Source organism: Leucobacter sp. WKLB1, from assembly GCF_059696215.1.
In genome coordinates this window covers 2808584-2834691 of record NZ_AP046115.1, presented here as the reverse complement: position 1 = coordinate 2834691, position 26108 = coordinate 2808584, and the positions used below count along the sequence as shown (strand labels likewise).

Sequence of the window (26108 nt, the reverse complement as noted above, 5' to 3'; positions counted from 1 at the left end):
CGGGCGGTGCCGCAGACGCCGCCCGCTAACGGGAAGGCCGGCGGCGATCCAACTGGCGATTGCGCACGAGCACGGCAATGCCGACCCCGAGCAGCAGCACGCCGAGCCCGATGATGGTGGCGGTGATCCAGACAGTGGGATCTATGCCCCCGAGTCCGAAGACCTGCTGCGCGATGTATCCGCAGAAGACGAGGATCAGCGCACCCCACACGATGGGACCGGTGCGCGGGCCCGGAGACTGCAGTGACCGACTGCGGTCGCCGTGATGACGACTCGGTGACGGGGCGGCCGACTCGGCGGTGGCGTATGCCGGGGCTGGCGCCGGTGCCGGTGCTGGTGTCGCTGCTGCGGGACCAGCTGTCGACTCTGGCGTCGGCGCAGACGACGGCATCGGTTGGGGCGTCGGGGGAGTGAGCGGCACAGTCGGCTCGGCATCGCCCGAGGCCGGGGTGTTCTCATTCATCGGTTCATCTCCATCTCGAGGGCGTTGATCTGCTCGTCAAGGTCATCGCGCTGCGCGATGAGGTCGCGGCGGTCGTCGCGGTCGATGTTCGGCTCGTCGAGTCGCCACTTCACCTCGTCGAGTTCCTGTTGCAGCGCATCAGCCTGATCGGAGAGCGCGTTACGATCGCTCTGGTCTTCGGCCGTTTGACGCTCGGTGTCGGCGCGGCTGTTGCCGTCACCGTCGCCACCTCCAGTGAATTCGACGCTCCCGGCGAGCAGCGTCACGGTGACGACGTGTGCCGATGCGGCTTCACCGGAACCGACATGCGAGCGGATCTCCCGCCAGATGAAGGGTCCCGCTGTCATGCGCTGGCCGGAGCCGTCGAGGTCGGTGCGGTCGGTCTCGTCGACTCGCCCCGCGAGCATGCGCACGTGCACGATAGTGGGCTCGGAGTCGGGGAGCGCGATGGTCGTTCGGCCGGCCACCATCCAGACTTCGAGATCGTCGTCGCGGCCGTCGTCGTGTCCGAGATCTGTGAGATCGACCGTGACGTTCCCGGCGAGCACAGCCGCGCCCGGCGCGCTTCCGGCGTCGACGTGCATATTGCCGAAGGGCTGGAATCGCGTGCCCCAGGGCAGCACGACTGTAATGAGGAGCGCCACGACGCCGCAGGCCGAGAGGAAACCGACCCACCCCGTGTGACGTCCTCGCACACCGGCGACGATGAGCGAGCAGGCCAGCACGGCAAGCGCGGCGATGATCGCGGTGACGAATGCTGCGGGTGCGACCCCCGTGAAGGGAATGCTCGACGCGGGGATGCCCGAGACCCAGAGCGCCGTGAGTCCACCGGCGAGGAGCGCGAGCGCGAACGTGATGACGGCATGCGCGGCCCCGAGACGATGCGCGTCATGGTGGTCGGCGTACCGCGCACTCCATTCATCCGCCTGCTTGCCGACGTCGCGGCTCCATTGAGTGGCGGCATCACCGGCGCGACGCCCCCATTCGGCAGCCTCGCGGCCGGCGCGCTCCGCAGAATCGGCGGTGCGGTTCGCGAAGGCTTCGGCGCGATCCGAGAAACTCTGGGCGCTCGCCGCCGTGGCATCAGAGGTGCCAGGTACGTTCGAACTCCCGCTCGCGTCGCCGAAGCTCTGGTCGCCGAAGGTTGCGGGGCGATCAGGTGCGGCGTCCGAGGAGCCTGCCGCCGCCGCTCGCTCGCTCTCAGCACGGCCGCGCTGCAACAGCACGCGGCGCAACCAGATGAAGCCGAGTACGAATATGGCGATCCAGCACAACCAAGCGAAGGTGGCAGTCAGCCATCCGGGAATGCCGAGCACCCCCCACACGTCCCAGTTCCACACGCTGAAGCCGGGGAACGACGCCCCGGGAATGAAGAGTCCGAAGAATGCCGGAATGATGACGAGCGCCGTGAGAATCACGGCGGCGGTGATCATCCCGGCCGATGCTCGCCCCCGGATGATCTGCTCCACGTGGATGCGACCGTCGGTATCCGGCAGGAGCAGCCAGCCAACGAGGTAGATCAAGATGCCGGGTCCGCCGAGCAAAGCGAGTACGACGAACACGCCGCGCACGATGATCGGGTCGAGCTTGAGACGCTCGGCGACGCCGCCGGCGACGCCCGCCAGCCAACGATCGGAACCGCGAGTGATATCGAGGTCTCGCAGCCAGTCGAAGAAGCCTTGCCCGGGGGGCGGCCCCTCGGGGCGTTCTGCATTCGGTTCAGGAGTCATATTTCGAGTGTGACCGAGTCGCGGGCGCTCAGCTATCGGGGTTCACCCTGACCCGACCCTGATCATGCCCCGCCTGCTCCCCGAGTGCGCCCCTGACCTGATTGGATGGAGACATGGCCGCAGCCCCGCTCACTCGCTCCGCAGACGACCGCGTACTCGCGGGTGTCTGCGGGGGGCTCGGCGCGCACCTCGGGTTGCCATCGCAGACCGTGCGAATCGGCCTGCTCGCGCTCACCCTGCTCGGTGGAGCCGGGGCGCTCTTCTACCTCTGGCTCTGGTTGACCGTGCCGCGCTCGGGCGAGACCGAGGGCATCGTGCCACTCAAACGGGCGCTCACGCGGCCTGCGGCGTCGATGCCTGCGGCACCGAACGTGCCGGATTCAGTGGCAGTTGTCGCGCCTTCTCTGCCGGGAGCACCGACTGCGCCTACAGTTTCCAGGCTCGTCGACGCTCCGGAGTACACCGCAGCGGGCGCGACGGGCGGATCAGCGCGCCCCGAACGCTCCGACTCGACTGACGAGTCCGCCGCACGCCGGGGCCGTTGGCCCATCGCTGAACTGCTGCTCGGCGCTTGCTTGCTCGTTGCCGGCACTGGTCTGGTGCTCGACCGGGCCGGCGTGCATCTGCGGCTCGATGTGTTGCTGCCAGCGCTCGCCGTACTCGTCGGTGTCGGGCTCACCTGGTGGCAGATCGCGGATCGCGACCGCCCCGATCGCAATCCTGTTCCACGGGCACTCGGCGCTCTGGCCCTCGTGGCCGTCGGGGTACTCATGTTCTTCGTGACCGCCCGTGAACCCAATGCCTGGACCGTGATCGGTGCGGCGTTCGCGGTGCTGGCCGGTGTCGCGCTCGCCGCAGCGCCCTGGCTGCTGCGACTCAACCGTGAGCTCATCGCCGAGCGAGCGGCGCGTGCACGAGAAGCCGAGCGGTCGGATATCGCGGCTCACTTGCACGACTCCGTGCTGCAGACTCTCGCGCTCATTCAACAGCGGTCGGAGCCGGGGAGCGAAATCGCACGTATCGCCCGTGGTCAGGAACGCGAACTGCGCGAATGGCTGTTCCGAGGAGCGGACGGCGGAGCCGAACCGCAGCTTGCCGCGGTCGACACCGAACTGCGCGCACACGCGGCTGCACTCGAGGCCGAGCATGCGGTGCGCTTCGACGTCGTGGCCGTCGGCACCGGGCAAGGGTTCATCGCTCCCGGGCCCATCGTGGCCGCGGCCCGAGAGGCAATGCTCAACGCCGCGCGACATGCCGGCGGCGAGGTGACGGTCTACATCGAAGTGACTCAGGATCGCGTGGCCATCGATGTGACCGACCGCGGCCCCGGTCTCGACCTCGAAGCGCTGCCCGAAGGCCGTATGGGCGTGCGTGAATCGATTGTCGGCCGCATGATGCGTGCCGACGGACAGGCGCGCATCGTTCCGGGCCCCGGTGGGGGCACGTCGGTACGCCTGGAGATGCCGAAGACGAGCGCGGCGAACGAACACGCATCCGTCGAAACGCCGGGCGATCCGGCACCTGCAGAGGAGCCCCGATGACCCACGAACCCATCCGCGTTGTCATCGTCGACGACCATCAGATCTTTCGCACGGGGCTCCGAGCCGAGCTCGGCCCCGAGCTCGAAGTGGTTGCCGAGGCGGCCACTGTCGATGCGGCCATCGAGGCCATCATGGGTTCAACGCCCGACGTGGTGCTGCTCGACGTGCACTTGCCGGGCGGTGCTGGCGGGGGCGGCGCCGAAGTGCTGCAGCAGCTCGCCGCACGGATGTCGGACGCCGCACCTCGCGTGCTCGCGCTCAGCGTGTCTGATGCCGCCGATGACGTCGTCAGCGTCATCCGTGCTGGAGCACGCGGCTACTTGACGAAGACCGCCTCGGGCGCCGAGGTGACGGCGGCGGTCGTGCGGGTGCATGGCGGCGACGCCGTATTCTCGCCCCGCCTCGCGGGCTTCGTGCTCGACGCATTCGGTGCGGGCGGCGGGGAGACCGCGGCCCAAGACGACGAGCTCGACCGGCTTTCCGCACGCGAGCAGGAGGTCATGCGCATGATCGCTCGGGGCTACGCGTACAAGGAGGTCGCCGCCGAGCTGTTTCTTTCGGTGAAAACGGTCGAGACCCACGTGTCGAAGGTGTTGCGCAAGCTGCAGCTGTCGAACCGTCACGAACTCACTGCCTGGGCGCTGCAGCGGCGTCTGCTCTGACGGCAGCGCGTCGGCGCGAAGTGCAGTTCAGTCCCAGCCTGGGAGCCAGAGATGTGCCCGCCAGAACCACTCGGCAATCGGGGCTCCTGACCAGAGCGGGAAGTAGAGCAGCGACACCGCGACGGCGACGACGAGGAAAAGCCCCGTGGCGATTCTGATGCCGAGCACGGTCTCGGGTGCAGTGAGGGTGCGCGGCGCATCGGATGCGGTGACCGGATGCGGCTCCATGTCGATCGGCCCGGTCGGCGCCTGACTCTCGAGCGACCGTGGCTCGGCGTGCGTTGCAGCTACGGCGTCAGGAAGTGCGGGTCGTATGGCGATTCGGCAGAGAAGTGCGAGCGCGAGCGCGAGCGCCAAAGCCGAAAATGGCGTCAGTACGACGGCGTAGAACTGGAACACCGCCGAGCGCGACACGGTGAGCACCCAGGGCAGCCACCCCGAGAGGTATCCGACAATGACGAATGCGGAGGCGGTGGTCAACGGGTCTGGCCCGCGCCGCAGGCGGTGCACGATGACGCCCACGAGCGCAATCAGCGCGACCACCCCTCCCCACGTGACGATGGCGTTGGGAATCGGCGTGACTGCAGCCACGCACCCTGACCAGGGACAGCCTTCGGAGCGGCCCCAGTGCGATTCATACATGCCTGTCGGTCGCAGTGCGAGCGGCCAGGTCAGGGGACTCGCGGCGTACGGGTGCTCGGCGCTCAGGGTGCTGTGCCAGGCCAGCATGTCGGCATGGTACTTCAGCAGCGCTTCGGGCCAAGACGCTCCGAAGCCGCGCCCCCATCCGCCCGGAGTGACGATCCAGCCGGTCCAACTGGTCAGGTAGACGAGCACCGCCATCGGGAGCGCAAGCACCGCAGCGACGCCGGCTTGCAGCGCGGCACCCGCGAGCGCCCGCATGGTCGAGCGGCTCCCCGCTCCGCGTTCGAGGCGCACGGCACGCAACCGCACGACGAGGTCGCGCACGGTGATGAAGACCAGGAACGCCGCGAGTGGATAGAGACCTGACCACTTGATGGCCGCTGCAGCGCCGAACGCTGCAGCGGCCGCGAGGAGCCAGGGTCGACGCCACATGATCGGCAGCACGAACCGCGCCGTGCGGTCGCCCGGCCGCGCGCGCAAAACGGTCGCCCCTCGCGCGGCGGTCTGCTCGATGTCGCGCCAGGTGCAGAGCGCGCCGACGGCGATCGCCAATGCCAGGAACCCGTCGAGCAGGCCGACCCGCGTCAGCACCACGTGTACGCCGTCGATCGCGAGGAGCAAACCCGCGGTGCAGGCGATCGAGAGACGCCGGGTGATCCGCCACCCCAAGCGCATCGTCACCGCCACCGTGAGCACCCCGGCGAGCGCGACCGCGCTGCGCCAGCCCCACCCGTTGCCCGGGCCGAACGCGAGAATACCGAGCCCGATCAGCCATTTGCCGAGCGGCGGGTGCACCGCATTCGACGGATCTGCGAGAAACGCGGTCGCTCGCGCACCGCTCATATCGGGCTCGTCATCGGGCCACACCGTCGGGTACCCGTGCGCCAGCTGACTGATCGCATCGCGCACGTAATACAGCTCGTCGAAGACGAGCGTGCCCGGTCGCCCGAGTGCCCAGAACCTGAGGGCGGCCGCGACCGCGAGCACCAGGAGCGGTGCGAGCCATCGGAACCAGCGGGATCGCGTCACGGCACCAGACTACGGCGCACCACCGACAGGGGATGTGCGGGATACGATGGTGAGGTGATTACGCGGCTCAGCTCCTACTTCCTGAAGACCCTCCGTGAAGATCCCGCCGACGCCGAGGTGGCCAGCCACAAGCTGCTCGTGCGCGCGGGCTACATTCGCCGACAGGCACCGGGTGTCTTCGCCTGGCTGCCTCTGGGCCTGCGGGTCAAGGGCAAGCTCGAGCAGATCGTCCGCGAAGAAATGGCGGCCGCGGGCGCGCACGAGGTGCACTTCCCGGCGCTCCTGCCGCGCGAACCCTACGAGGCCAGCGGTCGCTGGGACGAGTACGGCGACGCGCTCTTCCGGCTGCAGGATCGCCACGGCGCCGACTACTTGCTCGCACCGACGCACGAAGAAGTCTTCACGAACCTCGTGAAAGACATCGTGTCGTCGTACAAGGACCTGCCGCTGACGATCTTCCAGATCCAAGACAAGTACCGCGACGAAGCGCGGCCCCGCGCGGGCCTGCTGCGCGGCCGCGAGTTCACGATGAAAGATGCGTACTCCTTCGACGTGACCGATGCCGGTCTCGACGCCAGCTACGAAGCCCAGCGCAATGCGTACGAGCGCATCTTCTCGCGGCTCGGTCTCGAGTACGCCATCGTCTCGGCCGACGCCGGCGCGATGGGCGGATCGCGCAGCGAGGAGTTCCTGCTGCCGACTCCGATCGGTGAAGACACCTTCGTGCGTTCGGCCGGAGGGTATGCGGCGAACGTCGAGGCCTACCGCACGCCTGCCCCCGAGGCGCTGCCGATCGAGGGGCAGCCGGCCGCGCTGGTCTTTGATTCACCGAACACCCCGACGATCGAAACGCTCGTCGCGCACACCAACGAGGCGCTGCCCCGCGAAGACGGTCGCGCCTGGACCGCGGCTGACACCCTGAAGTGCCTGGTGCTGGCGGTCACGCCGGTGGGCGGCGAACGCGAGATCGTCGTCGTCGGCATCCCCGGCGACCGCGACGCCGACATGAAGCGTGCCGAGGTCGCCTTCGCCGGTGCCGACGTCGAGCCCGCAACGGCTGCGGATCTCGCGAAGCTCCCCGCGCTGGTCAAGGGGTACATCGGGCCCGCGCTGGTCAGCGACTCAGGCGATGTCACCGCTGTGCTGGGCTCCGAAAGCTCGACGGGTCTGCGGTTCTTGGTCGATCCCCGGTTGGTGGCAGGCACCGCGTGGGTGACCGGTGCGAATGTTGACCAGAAGCACACGGCGCACCTCGTGTTCGGCCGAGATTTTCACGCCGACGGTGTCGTCGAGATCGCCAATGTGCGCGACGGTGACCCGGCTCCCGATGGCTCTGGCCCGATTGAGACCGCTCGCGGCATGGAGATCGGCCATATCTTCCAGCTGGGGCGCAAATACGCGGAGGCGCTCGGGCTCAAGGTTCTCGATGAGAACGGCAAGCTCGTCACGGTGACCATGGGGTCATACGGCATCGGCGTCACCCGCATCATGGCGATTCTCGCGGAGTTGCACCACGATGACCGCGGATTGATCTGGCCGGCTGCGGTGGCGCCGTTCGATGTGCACGTGGTCGCGACGGGCAAAGACCCAGCGGTGTACGAGATCGCTGAGTCGCTCACAGCGACACTCGACAGCGCCGGCGTCGAGGTCATCTTCGATGACCGCCCCAAGGTGTCACCGGGTGTGAAGTTCGGCGACGCCGAGCTGCTGGGCGTTCCGCGCGTCGTGGTGGTCGGGCGCGATGCGGCTGAAGGGTTCGCCGAGGTGTGGGATCGTGCCGCGGGCACGAAAGAGAAAGTCTCGCTCGCCGACGTGCCGGCGTTGTTCGGGCTGTAGTCCCTGCGGGGAAATGGGGGTGTCGCCGCCGGCGATGCCCCCATTTTGCGTGTGTATCCGATATTCACGTCGGCGAGTTATCCACAATGCTCGGGAATCGGCTTTCTCGGCTGAGCTCGACGCGTAGCGTGAACTTCCACGCCCCATCTGTGAGGGCGTGACGCACAGATCAGCATGCGAGCCGGGGGGATCGCCCGACGAAGGGAACCCCATATGGCCAACATCACCGTCTCCTACGCCGAGATCGAGCAGGCGGCTTCGCAGCTCGGGGCCGGGCGCGACGACATCACCGAGAAGCTGCGTGCAATGCAGTCGCAGATCAACACGCTCGTATCGTCAGGCTTCGTCACGGACCAGGCATCGGGCAAATTCAACGGCGCGTACACGGAGTACACGGCGAGCGCGAACACCGTCGTGCAGAAGCTCACCGAGATTCAATCGTTTCTGACGCAGACCGCAAGCGCGATGCGCGACCTCGATTCGCAGATCGCCGCGAAGATCAACTAGCCAGTCAACTTCGGGGTGACGGGTGCGTGCACCCGTCACCCCCTCTGCCTCTGAAAGGAGGGGGTCGGCTTGGCTGACCGATTTACCATCTCTGACGACCAATTGAGTTCGGCCGGCATATTCCTGATCGCAGCAGCGCACGTTGCGCGGGAGCAGAGCGCCAATTTCCCAGATTTCGAGTTCGCGAGCCTCTCAGGAATCGGCGAAGATGTCCGAGCGTTTGCGCACGGGATGCGAACCGGAATGCTGGCGCTCGCCGATGCCGGTCGCACCGCGACGGATCAGGTATCGCGACTCATGCGCGATGCGGCGGCGCTCGATGCTCAGGTAGCTGCACGGCTCGGTACTGGGTTCGCCCTGAGTGGGGGCGCACGGTGACCATCTTCGTTCCCGCCGGCCCCGACGCCGTACTCGTCGGTTCTCCCATTGTCGGCGAGCCCGAGGAAGCGGCTGCGCTGGGCAAGTACGCCTCGACGATCGCCGACAGTGCGAACCGTTATGAACTCAGTGTTCGGCAAGCGCGCGTCGCACTGTCGACCGCGCAGAGCAAGTCGCTCGACCAGTTGAGTGCGAAGCTCGGGGGCCGACTGATCCCCGGTTCGAACGCAATGCGCGAGAGCGCGGAACAGGGTCGACGGGCGTGTTCGACATATGCGGCCGAGGTCGATCGGATTCATGCGGCGGCCCGTGGTCTTCGATCGGCCATGGCCGAAAGCCTGGATACTATTCGACGCTGCGCTCACGACATCGACGACATCGCGTCGGCGATTCGCATCTCGGCACGGTATGCGTGGGATGAAGGGGCGCCCGGTTTGATGCCAACGCCGGTTCTCGGCCCGAACGCTGACGGGCTGAATACCGGTCAACGGGAGGCCGCGGTGCAGAGCCTGTCGAGCATGTACGCCCAGCAGTGGTTGCGGGCGGCGGCGGAATGGCGATCAGCGATCGAGAACATCCGAGACGCTGCGCGCCGCTGGCGCGATCTCATCGAAGAACGATCGGCAGTCGAAAAGTCGTTCGCCGGCGCGCTGGGAGCCACGACCCTCGGCCAGCTCATCAGTGTCGGCGGCTCGGGCGGTAGCGCACAGATCGACGCCATCTCTGCGGCGGTAGCCGGTGAGTATCGCGGTGTCGCCGCGCAGGATGTCGCCGTTCGTGTCTCACACCCGCTGTTGCGGCAACTGCTCGGAACCGAATCTGGCGCAGCGATCTGGGACGCACCTCCCGATTCAGCCGAAGTGGCGCAGCGCTGGGCGGCGATGAGTGAAGCCGACAAGAATCGGTTGATCGCCGAGGTGCCGTGGGTGATCGGGAATCTCCCGGGGCTTCCCTATGGCGTTCGCGATGCGGCAAACCGGAAACTCGTCGAGTTCTATCGCGAGCATTCATCAATGCTCTCGCCCGACCAGCTTCGGCTCGTGGCTGATGTTAGCCGCATCCTCGATGACGAAGCGGAGCAGATCAAGGATCGTGGGTCTGCCCGCCCTCCCATTCAGATGGTGGCGTTTGACATGTCGACGTCGGTGCCGCGGGCAGCCGTCGGATACGGCGATCTCGATACCGCCGACGTCGCCACGTGGGAGGTGCCCGGCATGAACAGCGACGCGTCGATGGCCCTGGAGAGTTGGGACCGGTCGAGTCGAAACTTGTATGGCAAGCAGGGAGAGGAATTGGAGGGAGACGCTGCACAGGCCGTCGTTGCGTGGCTCGGATACGACACGCCAGATGGCGCGGACACGATTCAGGTGCTACTCCCCGAGGTTGCGCGACAGGGGGCAGCGCGCTTCGCGCTGGAACTCGATGGCATGCATGACGCCCGCGTCACCCAGGGGAGCAGCATGCCCGTGATCTCTGTGGTCGCTCACTCGTACGGCACCACCGTGAGCTCGATCGCGCTCACACTGGTGAAGTATCCGGTCGATTCGTTCATCATGCTCGGTTCGGCAGGCCTCGACACCGCAATCGTGCGCACGCTGGACGACCTCAAAGTTCAAGCGATCAGTGCGGGTCAGCGCGCAATCTATACGACGCACGCTTCCCAAGACGAGCTCGCGCCGGCGGGGGCAGGCCTCGCTGGTCGCGGTCAACCGAACCCTGACGCCCGGGCACCGTGGCTGCTCCCGGTGCACACGGCGAGTCCGGTGTATGCAGGGGCGCTTTCCTTTTCTTCTGAAGGTGATGAGAAGCGGAACCTGCTGCCAACCGATGGTCACTCGACGATTGGTAGCGGAGACCGTCGTGGAATTTTCGGAATCTCGGCTTCGCAAGGTCACGGGTATATGGATCCGCAAACAGAGTCGCTCGCAAACGTCGCAGAGATCAGTACGGGGCGCGTCAGCGACCGGCTCATGCATTCATTGACCCGAAGCGAATCGGCCTGTGTCGAAGTGCCCATGTTTCGTGGAGAGGTCGGACTTCCACGACGAGTGGAGTGCGAGGTCGCGCAATGAAGGCTCGGCATCTGGCAACTCGAGTCGCACTCCTCACGGCCGTCGGAATGATCGGAATCGGCACGATCGGCTGCGTGTCCGAACGACCAATCGTCAGTAATGAAGGGCCAATTTCACTTATGACACTCGAAGAATCGCAGCTCTGGGTCGCAGATCAATTCGACGACGTGGTGCGTGCAAGCGGCGTGGAACGCGGGTGGAAGGACATTTACGAACCCGACTTCGAATGGCGCTTCGAACGCGACGCCGATATGCAGAGCATGATCGGCGTATGGACGCCACAGTACTGCGGTGATTCATCGAGGCAATTGGATGAGCGGCTGCAGAACAGCACGGCTCCAGACCCGGTTCTGGCTGCAGCCAAGGTGCGCGCGCACTGGGAAGCGACTGGGTGGACGGTAAGCGATGTTCGCTCGACGCCGTCGGAAGATGAGCCGCAGTTTCGGGCTGACCGCGACGACGGCGCGTTGCTCGGGTTCTCGGTCAACGAGAACCGAATTTCCATTGAGGTGATCTCCCCGTGTTCCGTGCATCGGTCGCTCGTACATCGCAAGCAAACAGACGAGAGCGCGGGTGACGATGAGGCTTCGGTCGAGGAGGAAACCGCCACGACAGAGTGAGTGGACCTCTCCGCGAAATGGGCGCGAATGCGAGAGAGATTCACGAAGCCGCATGCGGGTTCTTCTACGCTGCCCCGTACGACACAAGAAAGGCACACCATGACTGACGCACAGCGAACCAACAAACCGACCCCCGCCTTCATCGGAGCTTCGTGGGTAGCGCTCCTGCTGGGCATGGGCACCTACCTGATCGGGCTCTTCAACTCGCACATGGAGCTCAATGAGAAGGGCTACTACTTCGCCCTCCTCATGTTCGGGCTGTTCGCGGCGGTATCCCTCCAGAAAACCGTTCGCGATCGCACCGACGGCATTCCCGTGACCAACCTCTACTACGGCATCGCCTGGTTTGCGATGGTGATCTCGCTCTCGCTGCTCGCCATCGGGCTGTGGAATGCGCAGAGTCTCATCCTGAGTGAGAAAGGGTTCTACGGAATCGGATTCGCCATGAGTCTGTTCGCCTCCGTCGCCGTGCAGAAGAACGTGCGCGACCTCGCGCAGTTCAAAGCCGACCACCCCGAAGACGAGGCTTCGGCAGAACGCGGCGATGAAGGCCCGCTGCGCGCATACCTCAACAGCTGACGCGGCTCACTCCGGAGTGCGTTACCCTAGTGATTCGCCCGCCAACGCGGGCCATATCTGAATAGACATCTCAATACACAGGAGGCCCCGTGAAGATCGAACTCGTCACGCTGCGACAGATCGAACGTGAAAAAGAGATCCCCTTCGACGAACTGATTCAGATCATCGAACAAGCGATCCAGTCGGCCTACTTGCGTCACGCCGAGAACCAGAAGCTCCCCGTGCCCCGTGAAAGCGACGTGAGGGTCACCCTCGATCGCAAGACGGGCGAGATCTCCGTGCTCATCCCGGAGCTTGACGCCGACGGAGTCGTCATCGGCGAAGCCTACGTGACGACCGACGAATTCGGTCGCGTCGCATCGAGCGCAGCGAAGCAGGTCATCAACCAGCGGCTCCGCGACCTCACCGACGACGCCGTGCTCGGCACCTTCAAAGACAAAGAAGGGCAAATCGTCTCAGGCGTCGTGCAGCAGGGGCCGAACCCGCGCATGGTGCACATCGACCTCGGTGAGCTCGAAGCGATTCTTCCACCTGAGGAGCAGGTGCCGGGCGAGAACTATGCGCACGGCACTCGACTGCGCGTCTACGTGACGAGCGTCTCCAAAGGCACCAAGGGGCCGCAGGTCATCGTGTCGCGCACGCACCCCGGCCTGGTGCGCAAGCTCTTCGAACGGGAAGTGCCCGAGCTTGCCGAAGGCCTCGTCGAAATCGTCTCGCTCGCTCGCGAAGCCGGCCACCGCACCAAGGTCGCAGTTCGCGCAAAGCAGGCGGGCATCAATGCCAAGGGCACCTGCATCGGAGAACTCGGCAGCCGAGTCCGTGCCGTGATGGGCGAACTCGGTGAAGAGAAGATCGACATCGTCGACTACGCGCCAGAGCTGCCCGCCTTCGTCGCCAACGCACTGTCGCCGGCCAAGGTCACCGACGTCTTCATGCTGAACGAATCGCTCAAGCAGGTGCGCGCGCTGGTTCCCGATTTCCAGCTGTCGCTCGCCATCGGCAAGGAAGGCCAGAACGCTCGACTCGCCGCCAAGCTCACGGGTGCGAAGATCGACATCCAGCCGGATTCGATCATGAACGACTAACCACGGTGCTTACGCACTCCCGGTGAAGCGCAGTGCTGAGCGCGGAGTGCGTCATGACGCCGCGATACCTTCGCGGCACATTACTCATCCCGGCGGTGCCCCACCTGGGAGGTGGGGCACCGCCGGGCGTGCTGAAATGCGGAAGCTGGTAAGATGGATGCGGTTCGGACCTGTGTCGCGTGTCGTCAACGCGCCTCGCGCACAGAATTGCTCAGGGTGGTCGCACACGAGAATCGACTCGACGTCGATGATCGTGCGGTGCTTCCCGGGCGAGGAGCGTGGGTGCATCCCACACTCGAATGTGTGAACCGCGCAGTGACCCGAGGGGTGTTCCCTCGAGCGCTGCGAGCATCGGGGAAGCTCGATGCAAGCCCTTTAGAGAACAGGCTGAAAACACTCATGGACAACTAATGAGCGGCTCACGATGAAGCCCGTCCGCTAATCAATGGTTCTCGCCTGTCTGGCGTGAACCCAGACAGGAGAAAAGTGGCAAACCCACGCGTACACGAGATCGCTGCGGAGATCGGTGTCGATAGCAAGGTCGTTCTGGCCAAGCTCAAAGATATGGGCGAGTTCGTCAAGGCGTCCTCGTCAAGCATCGCGCCCCCCGTGGCGCGCAAAGTCAAGGCAGCACTCGCTGCCGACGGCGTGACGCAGTCGCAGAACGACAGCGCCGCCGCCCCCAAGCCTGCGCCGAAGAAGCCCGGCGCCGCACCCAAGCCCGGCCCCAAGCCGGCACCCCAGGCAGAGCCTGCCGCGCCCGCTGCTGAGGCACCCGCCGCAGCTCCGGCCGCTGACAAGAAGCCCAGCGCCTCCAAGCCCGGCGCACCGAAGCCCGCTGCAGCGAAGCCCGGCGGCAACGCCGGTGCCTCCGCTGAGGGCAACTCGGGTTCGAAGCCCGGCGCTCCGAAGCCCGCCGGCCCGCGTCCGGGCAACAACCCGTTCGCCTCGAGCCAGGGCATGGGCATTCCCCGCCCGCCGCGTCCGGGCAACAACCCGTTCGCTCCCAGTCAGGGCATGGGTCGTCCCGGTGGCGGCGCAGGCCGCCCCAACCCGGGCAACATTCCTCGCCCCGCGGCCCGCCCCCAGGGCGGCGCAGCCGGTGGCGGTCGTCCCGGTGGCGGTCGTCCCGGTGGTGCCGGCGGCAACCGCCCCGGTGGCGGTGGCGGCGGCTTCAACCGTCCCGGTGGCGGCGGTGGCGCACCCGGTGGAGGTGGCTTCGGCGCACCTCGCCCGGCAGGCGGATTCGCCGGCCGTGGCCGTGGAGGCCGCGGTGCCGGCACGGCGGGCGCGTTCGGTCGTGGCGGCTCCAAGAGCAAGGCACGCAAGTCGAAGCGGGCGAAGCGGCAAGAGTTCGAAATGCGGGAGGCGCCGTCGCTGGGCGGCGTGAGCGTACCTCGCGGCAACGGATCGACCCCGATCCGTCTGCGTCGCGGTGCGTCCCTCTCGGATTTCGCTGACAAGATCGACACCAGCGCATCGAACCTCATCACCATCCTCTTCCACCTGGGTGAGATGGCGACGGCGACCGAGTCGCTCGATGAGGCCACGTTCGAGATTCTCGGCGACGAGCTCGGCTACAAGATCCAGGTTGTCTCACCCGAAGACGAGGATCGCGAGCTGCTCGAAGGCTTCGACATCGATATCGAAGCCGAGCTCGAGGAAGAGGGCGACGACGTTCTGCTGCCCCGTCCTCCGGTCGTCACGGTCATGGGCCACGTCGATCACGGTAAGACCCGACTGCTCGACGCGATCCGCAAGGCGGACGTGGGCGGCGGCGAGGCCGGCGGCATCACGCAGCACATCGGTGCGTACCAGGTGCACACCCAGCACGACGGCCGCGAGCGCGCCCTGACCTTCATCGATACTCCGGGTCACGAGGCGTTCACCGCCATGCGTGCTCGTGGTGCGCAGGTCACGGACATCGCGATCCTCGTGGTCGCGGCAGATGACGGCATCATGCCCCAGACGATCGAGGCGTTGAACCACGCGCAGTCGGCGAACGTGCCGATCGTTGTCGCGGTCAACAAGATCGATAAGGAAGGCGCGAACCCGGAGAAGGTGCGTCAGCAGCTCACCGAGTTCGGTCTCGTCTCCGAAGAGTGGGGCGGAGACGTGATGTTCGTCGATGTCTCGGCGAAGAACAACGTCGGCATCAACGACCTGCTCGACGCGGTGCTGCTGACCGCTGACGCCGGTCTCGACCTCCGCGCGAATCCTGACAAGGACGCCCGCGGTGTCGCCATCGAAGCAAAGCTCGACAAGGGTCGTGGCTCGGTCGCAACCGTGCTCATCCAGTCGGGTACGCTGCGCGTCGGTGACGCGATCGTCGCCGGCACCGCGTACGGCCGTGTCCGTGCGATGACCGACGAGAACGGTGACGCGGTCGCCGAGGCACTGCCCTCGCGCCCGGTGCAGGTGCAGGGTCTCTCAAGCGTTCCGCGCGCGGGTGACAACTTCATCGTCACCTCCGAGGACCGCACGGCGCGCCAGATCGCTGAGAAGCGTGAAGCCGCCGAGCGCAACGCCATGCTGGCGAAGGCCCGCAAGCGCATCAGCCTCGAAGAGTTCACGAAGGCGCTTGAAGACGGCAAGGTTGAGTCGCTCAACCTCATCATCAAGGGCGACGTGTCGGGTGCTGTTGAGGCACTCGAGGAATCGCTCATGAAGATCGAGGTCGACGACTCGGTGCAGCTGCGCATTCTGCACCGCGGCGTCGGCGCGATCACCGAGTCGGACGTGGATCTCGCCACGATCGACAACGCGATCGTCATCGGCTTCAATGTGCGCCCCGACGTCAAGGCCCGCGAGCGCGCCGCTCGCGAAGGCATCGACATCCGGTTCTACAACGTCATCTACAACGCGCTGGATGACATCGAGAACTCGCTCAAGGGCATGCTCAAGCCGGAGTACGAAGAGGTCCAGTCGGGCGTCGCCGAGATCCGCGAGGTGTTCCGCTCCTCGAAGTTCGGCAACATCGCTGGTGTCATCGTGCGCAGCGGTACGATCACGCGCAACGCCAAGGCCCGCGTCATCCGCGAGGGTGTCGTCATCGCCGATGGCCTCGCCATCGAATCGCTGCGTCGCTTCAAGGACGACGTCACCGAGGTGAAGACGGACTTCGAGGCCGGTATCGGTCTCGGCAAGTTCAACGACATCCAGATCGGCGATGAGATCGAGACCACCGAAATGGTCGAGAAGCCGCGCGACTAGTCGCCGGCCACTCCACGCCAGAGGGCGGGCAGGATCACGGAATGGTGATCCTGCCCGCCCTCTGGCGTACCACGGCGTACGGTGCGGCCTGAGCCGCACCGCCGCATCAGCCGAGCTGCTGCACGCGCACCGTGTTGCCGGCCGGGTCACGGAACGCGAAATCGCGCGTGCCCCAATCCTGATCCATCGGCTCCTGCAGCACCTCGACCGTTGACGCTTCGACACGCTCAAACAGCCCGTCGAGATCGTCGGTCGCGAACACGACCGAGGCGTACGAGCCCTTTGCGATGAGCTCGTTGATCGTCTGTCGCTCGGCGTCGGTGAGCCCCGGATCGACCGCGGGTGGGGTCAGCACGATCGACGTGTCGGGCTGATCTGGGTGCCCAACGGTGATCCAACGCATCTGTTCGTAGCCGACGTCATTGCGAATCTCGAACCCCAGCACATCGCGGTAGAACGCGGCTGAGGCATCAGGGTCGAGGTGGGGGAGGAACGTAACGTGAATGTTGATCTTCATAGACATCACGCTAGTCAGGCGAGCTTGGGGGAACTTCTCGATTCCTGACCGGTTTGGTGACCCGCAGGGTGACGATCCCCGGAAGACCGATCAGGGGAGCGGTGCCCTCGCGCCGATATCGGCCGGGTGATACCCCGACAAGTTCGGTGAAGCGGGTCGTGAACGTGCCGAGCGAACCGTAGCCGACGGCGAAGCAGACCTCCGTGACGCTGAGATCACCCCGCCGAAGCAGTGTCATCGCCCGGTCGATGCGCCGCGTCATCAGATAGCTGTAGGGTGACTCGCCATACGCAGCGCGAAACTCGCGACTCAGGTGACCCGCCGAGTATCCGATGTCAGCGGCCAGTGAGCCGACATCGAGCGGCGCTGCGTAATCGCGGTCGATGCGATCGCGCACTCGGCGCATGCGTTCCAGATCGCGGAGGCGCTGCTCGGCGCGATCGGCATCCATGTCCTCACTGTATCGACCTGGCACCTCTGAGCGCGCGTGCAACCTGCGGGGCACCGCAACCCGGAAACCACTGGGGCCCACACTTCCTCGAAGAAGAAGTGCGGGCCCCAGTGGGTGCTGCCGTGCTTAGACGCGGTCGAAGCGTCGCCCCAGAGGGCTGGGGGGCAGGCACATGAATACGAGAACGACCAGGCCGCCCAGGTACGGAATGAACGACAGGAAGTAGAACGGCCCGGCGAAGTTGGCGTCGTGGAACCGGCGCCACGAGATAGCGAGACCCGGCACGAGTGTTGCGAGGCCGATGACGAGCAACAGGATCGCGCCGATGATGACCAGACCGATGCCGACACCCGCGGCAGGTGCGGCCGTCGCCGATCCGTACCCGCTGCCGAAGTCGTCGTCGTAGTACGACGAAGTTGCACTCGCGCTCGCCAGCATGACAATACCGATGATGTAGAGCACCAGCGGAATGAGGGTCACCAGGAACGAGAACAGCGCGATCCACCAGTACTCGCTGCGAGAGGCGCGGCCCGAGAAGTTGGCGTAGTTCTTGAAGAAGCGACGCACCGACTGACCGAACGTCGCGCCGTAGAGCGGGCGAAGGAGATCTTCGGGATCGATCGCACCGTTGAACGGCTCGCCGGGCCCGGGCACGCCCGTGACACCCGCGGCGTAGGCCGGGGCCGACGCGTACTGGGGCTGCGGCTGGTTCGGGTACAGTGAGGCTGCCGGGGGTGCGTATGGGGGCGGCGGCTGCTGCGGGGCGTCGTACTGAGGTGCACCGTACTGCGGCGCCTCGTACTGGGGAGCCCCAGACTGCGGCGGCTCGAAGGTCGGCGGCGTCTGTTGTGCGGGCGACTCCCACTGCGGAGCGGCCGGCGACTGGGGCGCCGCGGGGTCCTGCGCGGACTCCGAGCCCGGTTCCGGCTGCTCCTCGGGAGCTCCGGGGTTCTCAGGGTTGGGCGGATAAGTCATGAAAGCGCCTCCTCAAGCGACGGTCGCGTATGTTCCGACTGCTCTCTATCGTAGAGGGAAGTGTCGGGACGATCTCGGAAAGTGTCAGCGGTAGGCTGGGCGCATGAGTAATCCACGGGCGGGTAAAGTCGCCGAGCGCATCCAGCAGATCATCGCGCGGCGCCTCGAGAAGGGGCTGCGCGATCCGCGCCTCGGCTTTGTCACGATCACCGACGTTCGCGTGACGGGCGATTTGCAGCACGCGAGCATTTTCTACACCGTGTACGGCGATGAGCAGGAGCAGACGGATACTGCCGCTGCGCTGAAAGCGGCGACCGGCATGCTGCGCACGGAAGTGGGCAAGCAGCTGGGCACGCGATTGACTCCGACGCTCGAGTTCATCCACGACGAGCTTCCCGAGAGTGCACAGCACCTCAACGATCTGCTGGCCGAGGCCAAGCGTCGCGACGAGGAGTCGGCGGCACTCGCATCGGGTGCGCAGTATGCGGGCGAGGCCGATCCGTACGTGAAGCCGCGCGAAGACGACGAGCGCGAGTAGTCGCTACGGCAGCCGCGCGCGACCCTCGAATTCGACCATCAAGCCATCGGCGATGAGCGAGTCGTAGGCGCGAAGCGGCTGCTCCGGATCGCGGACGCCGCCGTCGGCGGCAGCTGCGAGCGCATGCTCACGCGTGACTGCCTCGGAAGACCGTCGCAGCAGAGCCATGATGCGGCCGCGCACCTGGCGGTCGCTTCCGGCGAAGGCCGCCTGCTTGGGGCGCTTCTGCGGCGCATTGTCGGGGTAGCCGGCACCGCGCCATTCGCACCAGTCGGCGATCGGGCAGGTGTCGCACTTCGGTGCGCGAGCCGTGCACACGACGGCGCCGAGTTCCATCGCGGCAGCGTTGAAGATTGCCGCTGACAGGCGCTCTTCGGGGAGCAGCGCGTCCATATCGGCGAGATCGGCGGGCGCCGGCATTCCCGCGGCGGCGCGACCGTGGACGGCGCGTGCGATGACCCGCCGGGTATTCGTGTCGACGACGGGGTGACGCTCGCCGTAGGCGAATGCGGCGACGGCCCGCGCTGTATAGGGGCCAACGCCGGTGAGCGCGAGCAACGCATCGACATCGCTGGGCACGACATCGCCGTGCTGCTCCGCGATTTCGACGGCGGCACGGTGCAGCCAGAGGGCGCGGCGCGGGTAGCCGAGGCGATCCCACGCCCGCACCGCTTCGCCGGGTTCTTCCGCGGCGAGCGCCGACGGCGTCGGCCAGCGCTCCAACCAATTCACCCAGCGGGGGAGCACGCGGTCGACCTGCGTCTGCTGCAGCATGAATTCAGAGACGAGGATCGCCCAGGCCGAGAGATCGGGCGCCCGCCAGGGCAGGTCGCGAGCCGAACGCAGGTACCAGGCGTTCAACGCTTCGGCGAGGGCCGATGCCGCCGGGCCACCGGTCCCTTCTGCTGCGCTCATCGGCTCCAGTGTAGGCGCGCAGGCCGACTGCGAGGTATGACCGCGTAGGCTGTCAGGGTGACGAACGACCCCGCTCCGCTGCCCGCCCAGGGTGCCATTCTGCTCATCGACAAGGCGGAGGGGTGGACGAGTCACGACGTGGTTGCGAAGTCGCGCCGCGCGTTGGGCACACGCAAGGTCGGGCATGCCGGCACCCTCGATCCGATGGCGACCGGGCTGCTCGTGCTGGGCGCCGGGCCGTCGACGCGACTGCTCACGCACCTGGTGGGCCTCGAGAAGACGTACGTCACGACGATTCGCCTCGGGTCGGCAACCGTGACCGATGATCGCGAGGGCGAGCGCATCAGCGCGGCGACTCCCGAACAGATCGCAGCGGTCACGCGCGAGCGCATTATTGCCGCAGCGGCCACGTTGACGGGCGATATTGAGCAGGCGCCGAGCGTGGTGAGCGCCATCAAGGTCGACGGCCGTCGCGCGTACGACCGTGTGCGCTCGGGTGAGACGGTCGAGTTGAAGAAGCGGCCCGTGACCGTGTACGCCTTCGAGCTCGGCGATCCGGTGCGCAGGACCGATGAGTCAGGTGCGGAGGTCATCGACATCGACGCGACTGTGCGCTGCTCGTCGGGAACCTACATTCGGGCGCTCGCACGTGACCTGGGGGCACTGCTCGACGTCGGCGGTCACCTCACTGCGCTGCGCCGCACGCACGTCGGACCGTTCGACGTGAGCGGCGCCGCAGCTACGGCGGAGCTCGCAGATGGTGGGCCGCTCCCGTTGCTGCACCCCACGTCGGTCGCGACGGCGCTCTTTCCCCGCGTCGACCTCACCGAGTCGCAGTCCGTTGATCTCGGCAATGGCAAGAAAGTGGTGATCGATGCGGAGGGGGGCACTGACCACGATGCCCCGCTGGTCGCGGCCGTCGGCCCCGGAGAGCGTCTTGTCGGGCTTGTCGAAGTGAAGCGGGGGCGCTTGCGGGCGGTCACGAACTTTCCGGTCGTGCAGGAGGCCTCGCAGTGATCCTGTGGTTCGCCGTTGCGATCATTGCAATCGCGCTGCTGGCAGCCGGTCTGTGCTCCGTGGAGGCGCTCCGCAAGCGCGCACCGAACGATTACACCATGGGCGCGACGCTGCTCGTCGCGCTGCTGCTGGTGGCGCAGGTCGTGGTCTCGATCGCCGCTCCGGCGTCGGGCAACTCGTCGGTGGGCGACCCGCTCGAGTTCTGGATGTACTTGATCGTGGCGCTGCTGCTGCCGCTCTGTGCGGGGTTCTGGGCGCTCGTGGACCGCACGCGATGGGCCAACCTCGTGCTCGCGGTAGTGCATCTCTCCGTCGCGGTGATGACCTACCGCATGCTCGTGATCTGGGGATGACGCATCCGACAGATCGGAGCACAGTTGCGACACGCCAGCGTGTCCACCACCCTCAATGCATTGTCGAGGGTTTAAAATCCTCAGCTTGACTTGAACGAATCACAACGGTGTAATTATGGGAGTGCGATCGCGAATCCGCATCGCTGACGTCGAGGAAGGGACGGTCTGTTGAGCGACACATCGCACACGCCGGTACCCGGCAACTGGTTCGTCGATCCGGTTTTCCTCGGCACCCCGGGCATCCGTCGCGAGGGCGACGACGAAGCGCTCGCGTGGCAGACGGATGCGCTGTGCGCGCAGACGGACCCCGAAGCGTTCTTCCCCGAGAAGGGCGGCTCGACGCGAGAAGCCAAGCGCATCTGCGAGGGCTGCGAAGTACGTTCGGATTGCCTGGAGTACGCGCTCGAGAACGATGAGCGCTTCGGCATCTGGGGCGGCCTCTCCGAGCGAGAGCGCCGCAAGCTGCGCCGCGACGCGATCTGACCCGCACGGCATGGCTCCACGGTGCGCACAATTTCCGCACCTAAACTGACCGAGTGATGCGCACGCGAGTAACCGCCATCCTGGTCGCCCATCGGGGCGGCGAATGGCTCGACCAGACCATCGCCGGCATTACCGGCCAGACGCTGGCGCCCGCGAACATCATCGCGGTCAACAACGGCGGCGCCGATTCGGTGCGCGAGCAATTGCTCGCGAGCGGCGCCGAGAGAGTGGTCGGCATTCCGACTCGCGTCTCATTCGGCCAAGCGGTTGCGCGCGGGGTCGAGGCCTTGGCGCCGGCCGCACCGAATGACGCGGCGGCTGAGGCAGAGTGGATCTGGCTGCTCAGCGAAGACTCATGCCCCGAACCCGAGGCACTCGAACACATCCTCAGCAGCGTGCAGCGTGCCCCCTCAGTGGTGGTCGCCGGCCCGAAGATCGTCGACTGGGATCACCCCGAGCGCATCATCGAGCTGGGACAGAGCCTGACACGCTACGGCGCTCGATGGACGCTGCGCCGCCAGGAGCTCGATCAACAGCAGTACGACCACATGCAAGACGTGCTGGGCGTCGGCCCGGTCGGCATGCTCGTGCGCCGCGACGTCTGGGAGCAGCTCGGCGGGTTCGATCCCGCACTGCCCGTCTACGATGACGGCCTCGATTTCAGCGTGCGCGCGCGGCTCGCCGGTCATCGCGTCGAGGTCGCTCCGGCCTCGCGTGTGCGTTTTGCGCAAAGCGGTATCGCCGGCCCGCGCATTGACCGGCGCCGCTCGGTGATGCGGCAGGCCCATCGTCAGGCCCGGGCGTCGCACCTGCATCGTCGGATCTCCTACGCTCCGGCATTCTTCGCGTTCTTCGAGTGGTTGGGTCTGCCGATCTACGCCCTTCTGCGCGTGCTCTGGGCGCTGATCCGCGAACAGCCCGGCAACATGCTCGGCGAGCTGATCGCGACCTTCTCCGTATTCTTCACCCCGCATGCGATTCTCGCGTCACGCCGACGCATTCGATCTCACTCAACCGCCGGGTGGGCCGCCGTGCGGCAGTTGCGCATCGATCCGAAGACCGTGCGCACGGCGAGGATGATCGATCGCGAGGCGATTCTCGCCTCGACCGGGCAGCAGCGTCGCGAGATGCACTTCATCTCGTCGGGCGGCCTCGCCGTGCTCGCCGGATCCGCGGTCGCTGCCGTTGTACTGCTGTGGTGGGCACTGCCGCAAACCAGCCTCTTCGGGGGAGGTTTGGCACCGCTGAGCTCGATCGATCAGCTGTGGTCGAACACCCGGCCCATTGACGGGAACCCCGCCGATCCGTTCACCTGGGTCCTCGCACTGCTCGGGTCGCTGACGTTCTGGAACCCCTCGCACATCATCGTGCTGCTCATGGTGGTATCGATTCCGTTGACAGCGCTCGGCGCCTGGATCTGGGGAGCACAGCTCACCGAGTCGAAGGCCGGGCGCGCACTGCTCGCGCTCGGGTTCAGTCTGAGCCCGGTGCTGCTCGGGTCGCTGGCCGGGGGCCGCTTGCAGACGCTCGTACTCGCCGTGGTACTGCCGTGGCTGCTGCTCGCTGCCGCACGCTGCCGAGAATCGTGGAGTTGGGCGGGCACGGCGTCGCTGCTTGCAGCGGCGGCGCTCGCCTCCGCGCCGATCCTGATTCCTGCAGCTCTGGTCATGCTGGTCATCGGACTCTGCACGACCCTGCGAGGCGCCGCTCGGGTACTGACGACCGCACTGGTGCCAGCGATGCTCTTCGCGCCGAAGATCGTGACGAGCCTGATCGCGGGGCGTCCACTCGACATCCTCGTCGACCCGGGCATCGTTTCACCGTTCCAGCCGGGGAACACCTGGCACCTGATGCTCGGATTCCCGGAGTTCGGTCTGGAGGGATGGGCGGGAATCCTCGACGGCATCGGACTCGGCGGGCCTCCGGCGACCCTGCTCGTCGGCGTGCTCATGCTGCCGCTCGCCCTGCTCGCGCTCCTGGGGCTCTTCACCGGTCGAGTTGCCGTCACGCTGCTCCATGCCGCTCTCGGGGGTCTGGGCCTCGCCACCGCGGTTGCCGCGGCGCAGCTGCAACTGACGGTCGCCGGCGACACGGTGATTTCGGTCTGGACGGGCTCAGGCCTGGCGCTCTACTGGATCGCGCTGGTCGGTCTCGCCGCCGTGGGCGCCCACGCCCTGCGGCGCGGTGCCGCACCGGTGGTGTCGGTCGCGCTCATCGCCGCGATCGTGGCGGTCGGCCCGGTCGCCACGCAGCTCGTGCTCGATCGAGTCGGCTTCGCGCCCGCGAGCGACCAGATGCCGGCGCTCGTGCAGGCGGCGGGCGAGACCGACCCCGGCGTGCGTACCCTGGTGATCTCTGCGGAGAGCGCGCATTCGGTGCGCGCCGAGCTCGTGACCGGCAGCGGCCTGCGACTCGACGAGATCCGGACCTCGGTCACCACGCCAGAAGCGAGCGCTGAGGATCAGCAGCTCGCCGATCTCGTCGGCGGTCTGGCCAGTGTGGGCGGCGCCGATGTGACCGATGCTCTGCACGAAGCCGGTGTCGGGTTCGTGCTGCTGCCCGCAGGCGGAGACGATCTCGAGCGCTCGGAGTTGCAGCGCGTCTTCGATCAGCATCAGGCGCTGTCAAGCGCCGGGCTCACCGAACAGGGATTACTCTGGAGAGTGCAGCAGCCTGAAGCCGCCGCTACCGACCCCGGTGATGCGGGCACCCGGCTGGGAGGCACCTCGCTCAGCGGATCGACGATCTGGGCAATTCAGATCGTCGTGCTGCTCGGGGTTCTGCTGCTCGCGCTGCCGACGGCCGAAGTGACCTACCGACCGGAGCGTCGAAAGAAGCCGTCGCGACGCAAGTCGCGCGCCGGACGCGAACGCGCCGCCGCGGCGGTGGCCGCAGAATCGGCGTCGGCCGCCGTGCACACCGACCCGACTATCGACAGGGTCGATGCGGGGGCACCCGATGCGGAGCTCGAGTCCAAGCGTGAGCCCGTTACCGCCCCCGAAGCCGCAGACAGCGAAGCTTCGGGCGATCCGGCGCCTGCATCACCGACGACCGATGCACCCGCGGGCGACGACACTGAGTCAACCGAGGGGACGCGCTGATGGCCGATCGATCACGACTGCTGCGCGGCGGCGCCCGCGCCGTTACCGGCCTACTCGTCGTCGTAGCAGCGGGTGCGACTGCGGTGCTCGCCGGCACCATCGAGCTCCCCTCGGTCACCGTGGAGCCCCTTGCGATCACCGTCGACACCACGCAGAACACCACGCGCACGCTCGTGTGTGCCGGCGCATTCGCCGAACTCGGGGCCGACACCTCGCAGCCCGGAGTGGCGATTCCCGCGGGGGAGCCCACGCTGGCGCTCTCGGGCTCAGCCTCGGGCAACTCGGTGCTCGCTCGGTCCTCGGGAGACAGCGGACTGCCCGGGGTCATCACCGCCTCGGCATCTGACCCGCTGGCGACGGTGCAGACCCAAACGGTGAACTCCGACAGCCTGCGCGGCACCGTCGCGAGCAGTTGCACAGAACCCGTCAATGAGCAATGGCTCATCGGAGGAGCGACGTCGCTCGGTATCTCGACGACCCTGAGCCTGGGCAACCCCGGCTCGGTGCCGGCGACGGTGACGATCAGTGTGTACGACGAGAACGGTGCGGTCGACGCAGTGCAGACAGCGGGCGTACTCGTTGCGCCCGGAACGCAGCAGATCGTGTCGGTGAACGGGTACGCCCCTGATCGCGAACGACTCGCGGTGCGCGTCGAGAGCACCGGAGCGCCGGTCACTGCTCACCTCGGCGTGGCGCAGAGCTCGGGGATCACGCCGTTCGGCGCGTCTGCGGTCACCTCGCAGGTCGAGCCTCAGACCTCGCTCGTCATTCCGGCGTTCGAGAACGCGGACGGCGACGACCGCGGGCCGAACGACTCGGGTGAGGGCGACGCGTACCCGGTCGTTGTGCGGGCGCTCGCTCCCGGTGACTCCGGCGGCACCGCGACGGTGCGTGCGGTCGATCGTGCTGGCAAAGCGACCGACTTGGGAACCATCGACCTCCTGCCCAACACCGTGGGCGAACTCAGTGTCGCCGCGCTGCCGGCCGGGGCGAACGCGATCGAGATCGACGCTGATGCTCCGATCGTCGCGAGCGCCATGGGCGCGGCCGGTACCGACGAAGCGCACGATTTCGAGTGGTTCACTCCCGCGTCCGTGATCGCCGCAGACACCGAGGTCGCCGTGCCGGTCGCGAAGGGCGGCAGACTCGTCGTCGTGAATCCCGGCACCGATGAGGCGAAGATTGAAATCACGCGCTCGAACGGATCGGGCAAGCCGACAACGGCCACCGTCGAACCGGGTGCGGCTCTCGCCGTCGACGCCCCCGCCGACGCCGTGCTGACGAGCTCGGCCCCCGTTTACGCCGGCGTGCGCATCATGTCGGGATCGTCGATCGCGGGGTACCCGATCATCGCTCCCGACCCCCGCGACGGTACGCTCACGGTCTACCCGCGCTAGC

Annotated in this window: 24 protein-coding genes; 17 read left to right on the top strand and 7 right to left on the bottom strand. The window is 66.7% G+C overall.

Annotated elements, in window-relative coordinates; all coding sequences use genetic code 11:
* Nucleotides 1-25: 25 nt before the first annotated feature.
* Both ACZF5Y_RS13035 and ACZF5Y_RS13030 read right to left on the bottom strand, forming a co-directional pair.
* On the bottom strand, nt 26-463 hold the full coding sequence (locus ACZF5Y_RS13035; RefSeq protein WP_497533055.1) for a hypothetical protein: 438 nt from the start codon (nt 461-463) through the stop codon (nt 26-28).
* Nucleotides 460-2193 carry a PspC domain-containing protein gene (locus ACZF5Y_RS13030; protein WP_497533054.1) on the bottom strand — a complete coding sequence of 578 codons (1734 nt, stop codon included), beginning with the start codon at nt 2191-2193 and terminating at the stop codon, nt 460-462. Before ACZF5Y_RS13030 ends, ACZF5Y_RS13035 begins: the two co-directional genes overlap by 4 nt.
* A gap of 113 nt (nt 2194-2306) precedes the next feature.
* On the opposite strand from ACZF5Y_RS13030, the gene ACZF5Y_RS13025 reads away from it, so the two are divergent.
* Nucleotides 2307-3734, top strand: a complete 1428-nt coding sequence (locus ACZF5Y_RS13025; RefSeq protein ID WP_497533053.1) for a PspC domain-containing protein — start codon at nt 2307-2309, stop codon at nt 3732-3734.
* On the top strand, nt 3731-4396 hold the full coding sequence (locus ACZF5Y_RS13020; protein ID WP_497533052.1) for a response regulator: 666 nt from the start codon (nt 3731-3733) through the stop codon (nt 4394-4396). Before ACZF5Y_RS13025 ends, ACZF5Y_RS13020 begins: the two co-directional genes overlap by 4 nt.
* A 27-nt stretch (nt 4397-4423) precedes the next feature.
* On the opposite strand, the gene ACZF5Y_RS13015 is transcribed toward ACZF5Y_RS13020, so the two are convergent.
* Nucleotides 4424-6070, bottom strand: coding sequence for a phospholipid carrier-dependent glycosyltransferase (locus ACZF5Y_RS13015; protein ID WP_497533051.1), 1647 nt, complete (start codon nt 6068-6070; stop codon nt 4424-4426).
* Nucleotides 6071-6124: 54 nt separating this feature from the next.
* Here ACZF5Y_RS13015 and ACZF5Y_RS13010 point away from each other — a divergent pair, with 54 nt between their 5' ends.
* The 9 genes from ACZF5Y_RS13010 to infB all read left to right on the top strand — a co-directional run bounded on the left by ACZF5Y_RS13010 (nt 6125) and on the right by infB (nt 16360).
* A complete protein-coding gene (locus ACZF5Y_RS13010) occupies nt 6125-7906 on the top strand; it encodes a proline--tRNA ligase (RefSeq protein ID WP_497533050.1) in 1782 nt (593 codons plus the stop codon).
* Between the two features lie 213 nt (nt 7907-8119).
* On the top strand, nt 8120-8413 hold the full coding sequence (locus ACZF5Y_RS13005) for a WXG100 family type VII secretion target (RefSeq protein WP_497533049.1): 294 nt from the start codon (nt 8120-8122) through the stop codon (nt 8411-8413).
* A 69-nt stretch (nt 8414-8482) separates the two neighbouring features.
* Nucleotides 8483-8791 (top strand): hypothetical protein, encoded by a 309-nt coding sequence (locus tag ACZF5Y_RS13000; RefSeq protein ID WP_497533048.1) that lies wholly within the window; start codon nt 8483-8485, stop codon nt 8789-8791.
* Nucleotides 8788-10863, top strand: coding sequence for an alpha/beta hydrolase (locus tag ACZF5Y_RS12995; RefSeq protein WP_497533047.1), 2076 nt, complete (start codon nt 8788-8790; stop codon nt 10861-10863). The genes ACZF5Y_RS13000 and ACZF5Y_RS12995 overlap by 4 nt, the downstream gene beginning before the upstream one ends.
* Before the next feature lie 47 nt (nt 10864-10910).
* Nucleotides 10911-11483 (top strand): hypothetical protein, encoded by a 573-nt coding sequence (locus ACZF5Y_RS12990; RefSeq protein WP_497533046.1) that lies wholly within the window; start codon nt 10911-10913, stop codon nt 11481-11483.
* A gap of 99 nt (nt 11484-11582) precedes the next feature.
* Nucleotides 11583-12062, top strand: coding sequence for an inner membrane protein YiaA (yiaA, locus tag ACZF5Y_RS12985; RefSeq protein ID WP_497533045.1), 480 nt, complete (start codon nt 11583-11585; stop codon nt 12060-12062).
* A gap of 89 nt (nt 12063-12151) precedes the next feature.
* The gene (gene nusA / locus ACZF5Y_RS12980) at nt 12152-13147 is read left to right on the top strand and encodes a transcription termination factor NusA (protein WP_497533044.1); all 996 of its coding nucleotides are present in this window, start codon (nt 12152-12154) and stop codon (nt 13145-13147) included.
* A 153-nt stretch (nt 13148-13300) separates the two neighbouring features.
* Nucleotides 13301-13558 carry a YlxR family protein gene (locus ACZF5Y_RS12975; RefSeq protein ID WP_497533043.1) on the top strand — a complete coding sequence of 86 codons (258 nt, stop codon included), beginning with the start codon at nt 13301-13303 and terminating at the stop codon, nt 13556-13558.
* A gap of 75 nt (nt 13559-13633) precedes the next feature.
* Entirely contained in the window at nt 13634-16360 is a 2727-nt protein-coding gene (infB, locus tag ACZF5Y_RS12970) for a translation initiation factor IF-2 (RefSeq protein WP_497533042.1), read from the top strand.
* A 106-nt stretch (nt 16361-16466) separates the two neighbouring features.
* On the opposite strand, the gene ACZF5Y_RS12965 is transcribed toward infB, so the two are convergent.
* The 3 genes from ACZF5Y_RS12965 to ACZF5Y_RS12955 form a co-directional block, all read right to left on the bottom strand.
* Nucleotides 16467-16877, bottom strand: coding sequence for a VOC family protein (locus ACZF5Y_RS12965; protein ID WP_497533041.1), 411 nt, complete (start codon nt 16875-16877; stop codon nt 16467-16469).
* A 10-nt stretch (nt 16878-16887) separates the two neighbouring features.
* A complete protein-coding gene (locus tag ACZF5Y_RS12960) occupies nt 16888-17328 on the bottom strand; it encodes a helix-turn-helix transcriptional regulator (RefSeq protein ID WP_497533040.1) in 441 nt (146 codons plus the stop codon).
* A 126-nt stretch (nt 17329-17454) separates the two neighbouring features.
* A complete protein-coding gene (locus ACZF5Y_RS12955) occupies nt 17455-18303 on the bottom strand; it encodes a DUF805 domain-containing protein (protein ID WP_497533039.1) in 849 nt (282 codons plus the stop codon).
* 103 nt (nt 18304-18406) lie between these two features.
* Between ACZF5Y_RS12955 and rbfA the strand changes: the two genes are divergently transcribed.
* Nucleotides 18407-18841, top strand: a complete 435-nt coding sequence (gene rbfA, locus ACZF5Y_RS12950; protein WP_053354137.1) for a 30S ribosome-binding factor RbfA — start codon at nt 18407-18409, stop codon at nt 18839-18841.
* Nucleotides 18842-18844: 3 nt separating this feature from the next.
* Here rbfA and ACZF5Y_RS12945 read toward each other — a convergent pair whose 3' ends face one another.
* Nucleotides 18845-19756 (bottom strand): iron-sulfur binding domain-containing protein, encoded by a 912-nt coding sequence (locus tag ACZF5Y_RS12945; protein WP_497533038.1) that lies wholly within the window; start codon nt 19754-19756, stop codon nt 18845-18847.
* 57 nt (nt 19757-19813) lie between these two features.
* On the opposite strand from ACZF5Y_RS12945, the gene truB reads away from it, so the two are divergent.
* The 5 genes from truB (at nt 19814) to ACZF5Y_RS12920 (ending at nt 26107) form a co-directional block, all read left to right on the top strand.
* Entirely contained in the window at nt 19814-20773 is a 960-nt protein-coding gene (gene truB, locus ACZF5Y_RS12940) for a tRNA pseudouridine(55) synthase TruB (RefSeq protein ID WP_497533037.1), read from the top strand.
* The gene (locus tag ACZF5Y_RS12935; RefSeq protein ID WP_497533036.1) at nt 20770-21126 is read left to right on the top strand and encodes a hypothetical protein; all 357 of its coding nucleotides are present in this window, start codon (nt 20770-20772) and stop codon (nt 21124-21126) included. Before truB ends, ACZF5Y_RS12935 begins: the two co-directional genes overlap by 4 nt.
* A gap of 168 nt (nt 21127-21294) precedes the next feature.
* Nucleotides 21295-21609: a WhiB family transcriptional regulator gene (locus tag ACZF5Y_RS12930; RefSeq protein ID WP_075201299.1), complete on the top strand. Its 315-nt coding sequence runs from the start codon at nt 21295-21297 to the stop codon at nt 21607-21609.
* 56 nt (nt 21610-21665) lie between these two features.
* Nucleotides 21666-24710: a glycosyltransferase family 2 protein gene (locus tag ACZF5Y_RS12925; RefSeq protein ID WP_497533035.1), complete on the top strand. Its 3045-nt coding sequence runs from the start codon at nt 21666-21668 to the stop codon at nt 24708-24710.
* Nucleotides 24710-26107 carry a DUF5719 family protein gene (locus ACZF5Y_RS12920; RefSeq protein WP_497533034.1) on the top strand — a complete coding sequence of 466 codons (1398 nt, stop codon included), beginning with the start codon at nt 24710-24712 and terminating at the stop codon, nt 26105-26107. Before ACZF5Y_RS12925 ends, ACZF5Y_RS12920 begins: the two co-directional genes overlap by 1 nt.
* Nucleotide 26108: the final 1 nt, after the last annotated feature.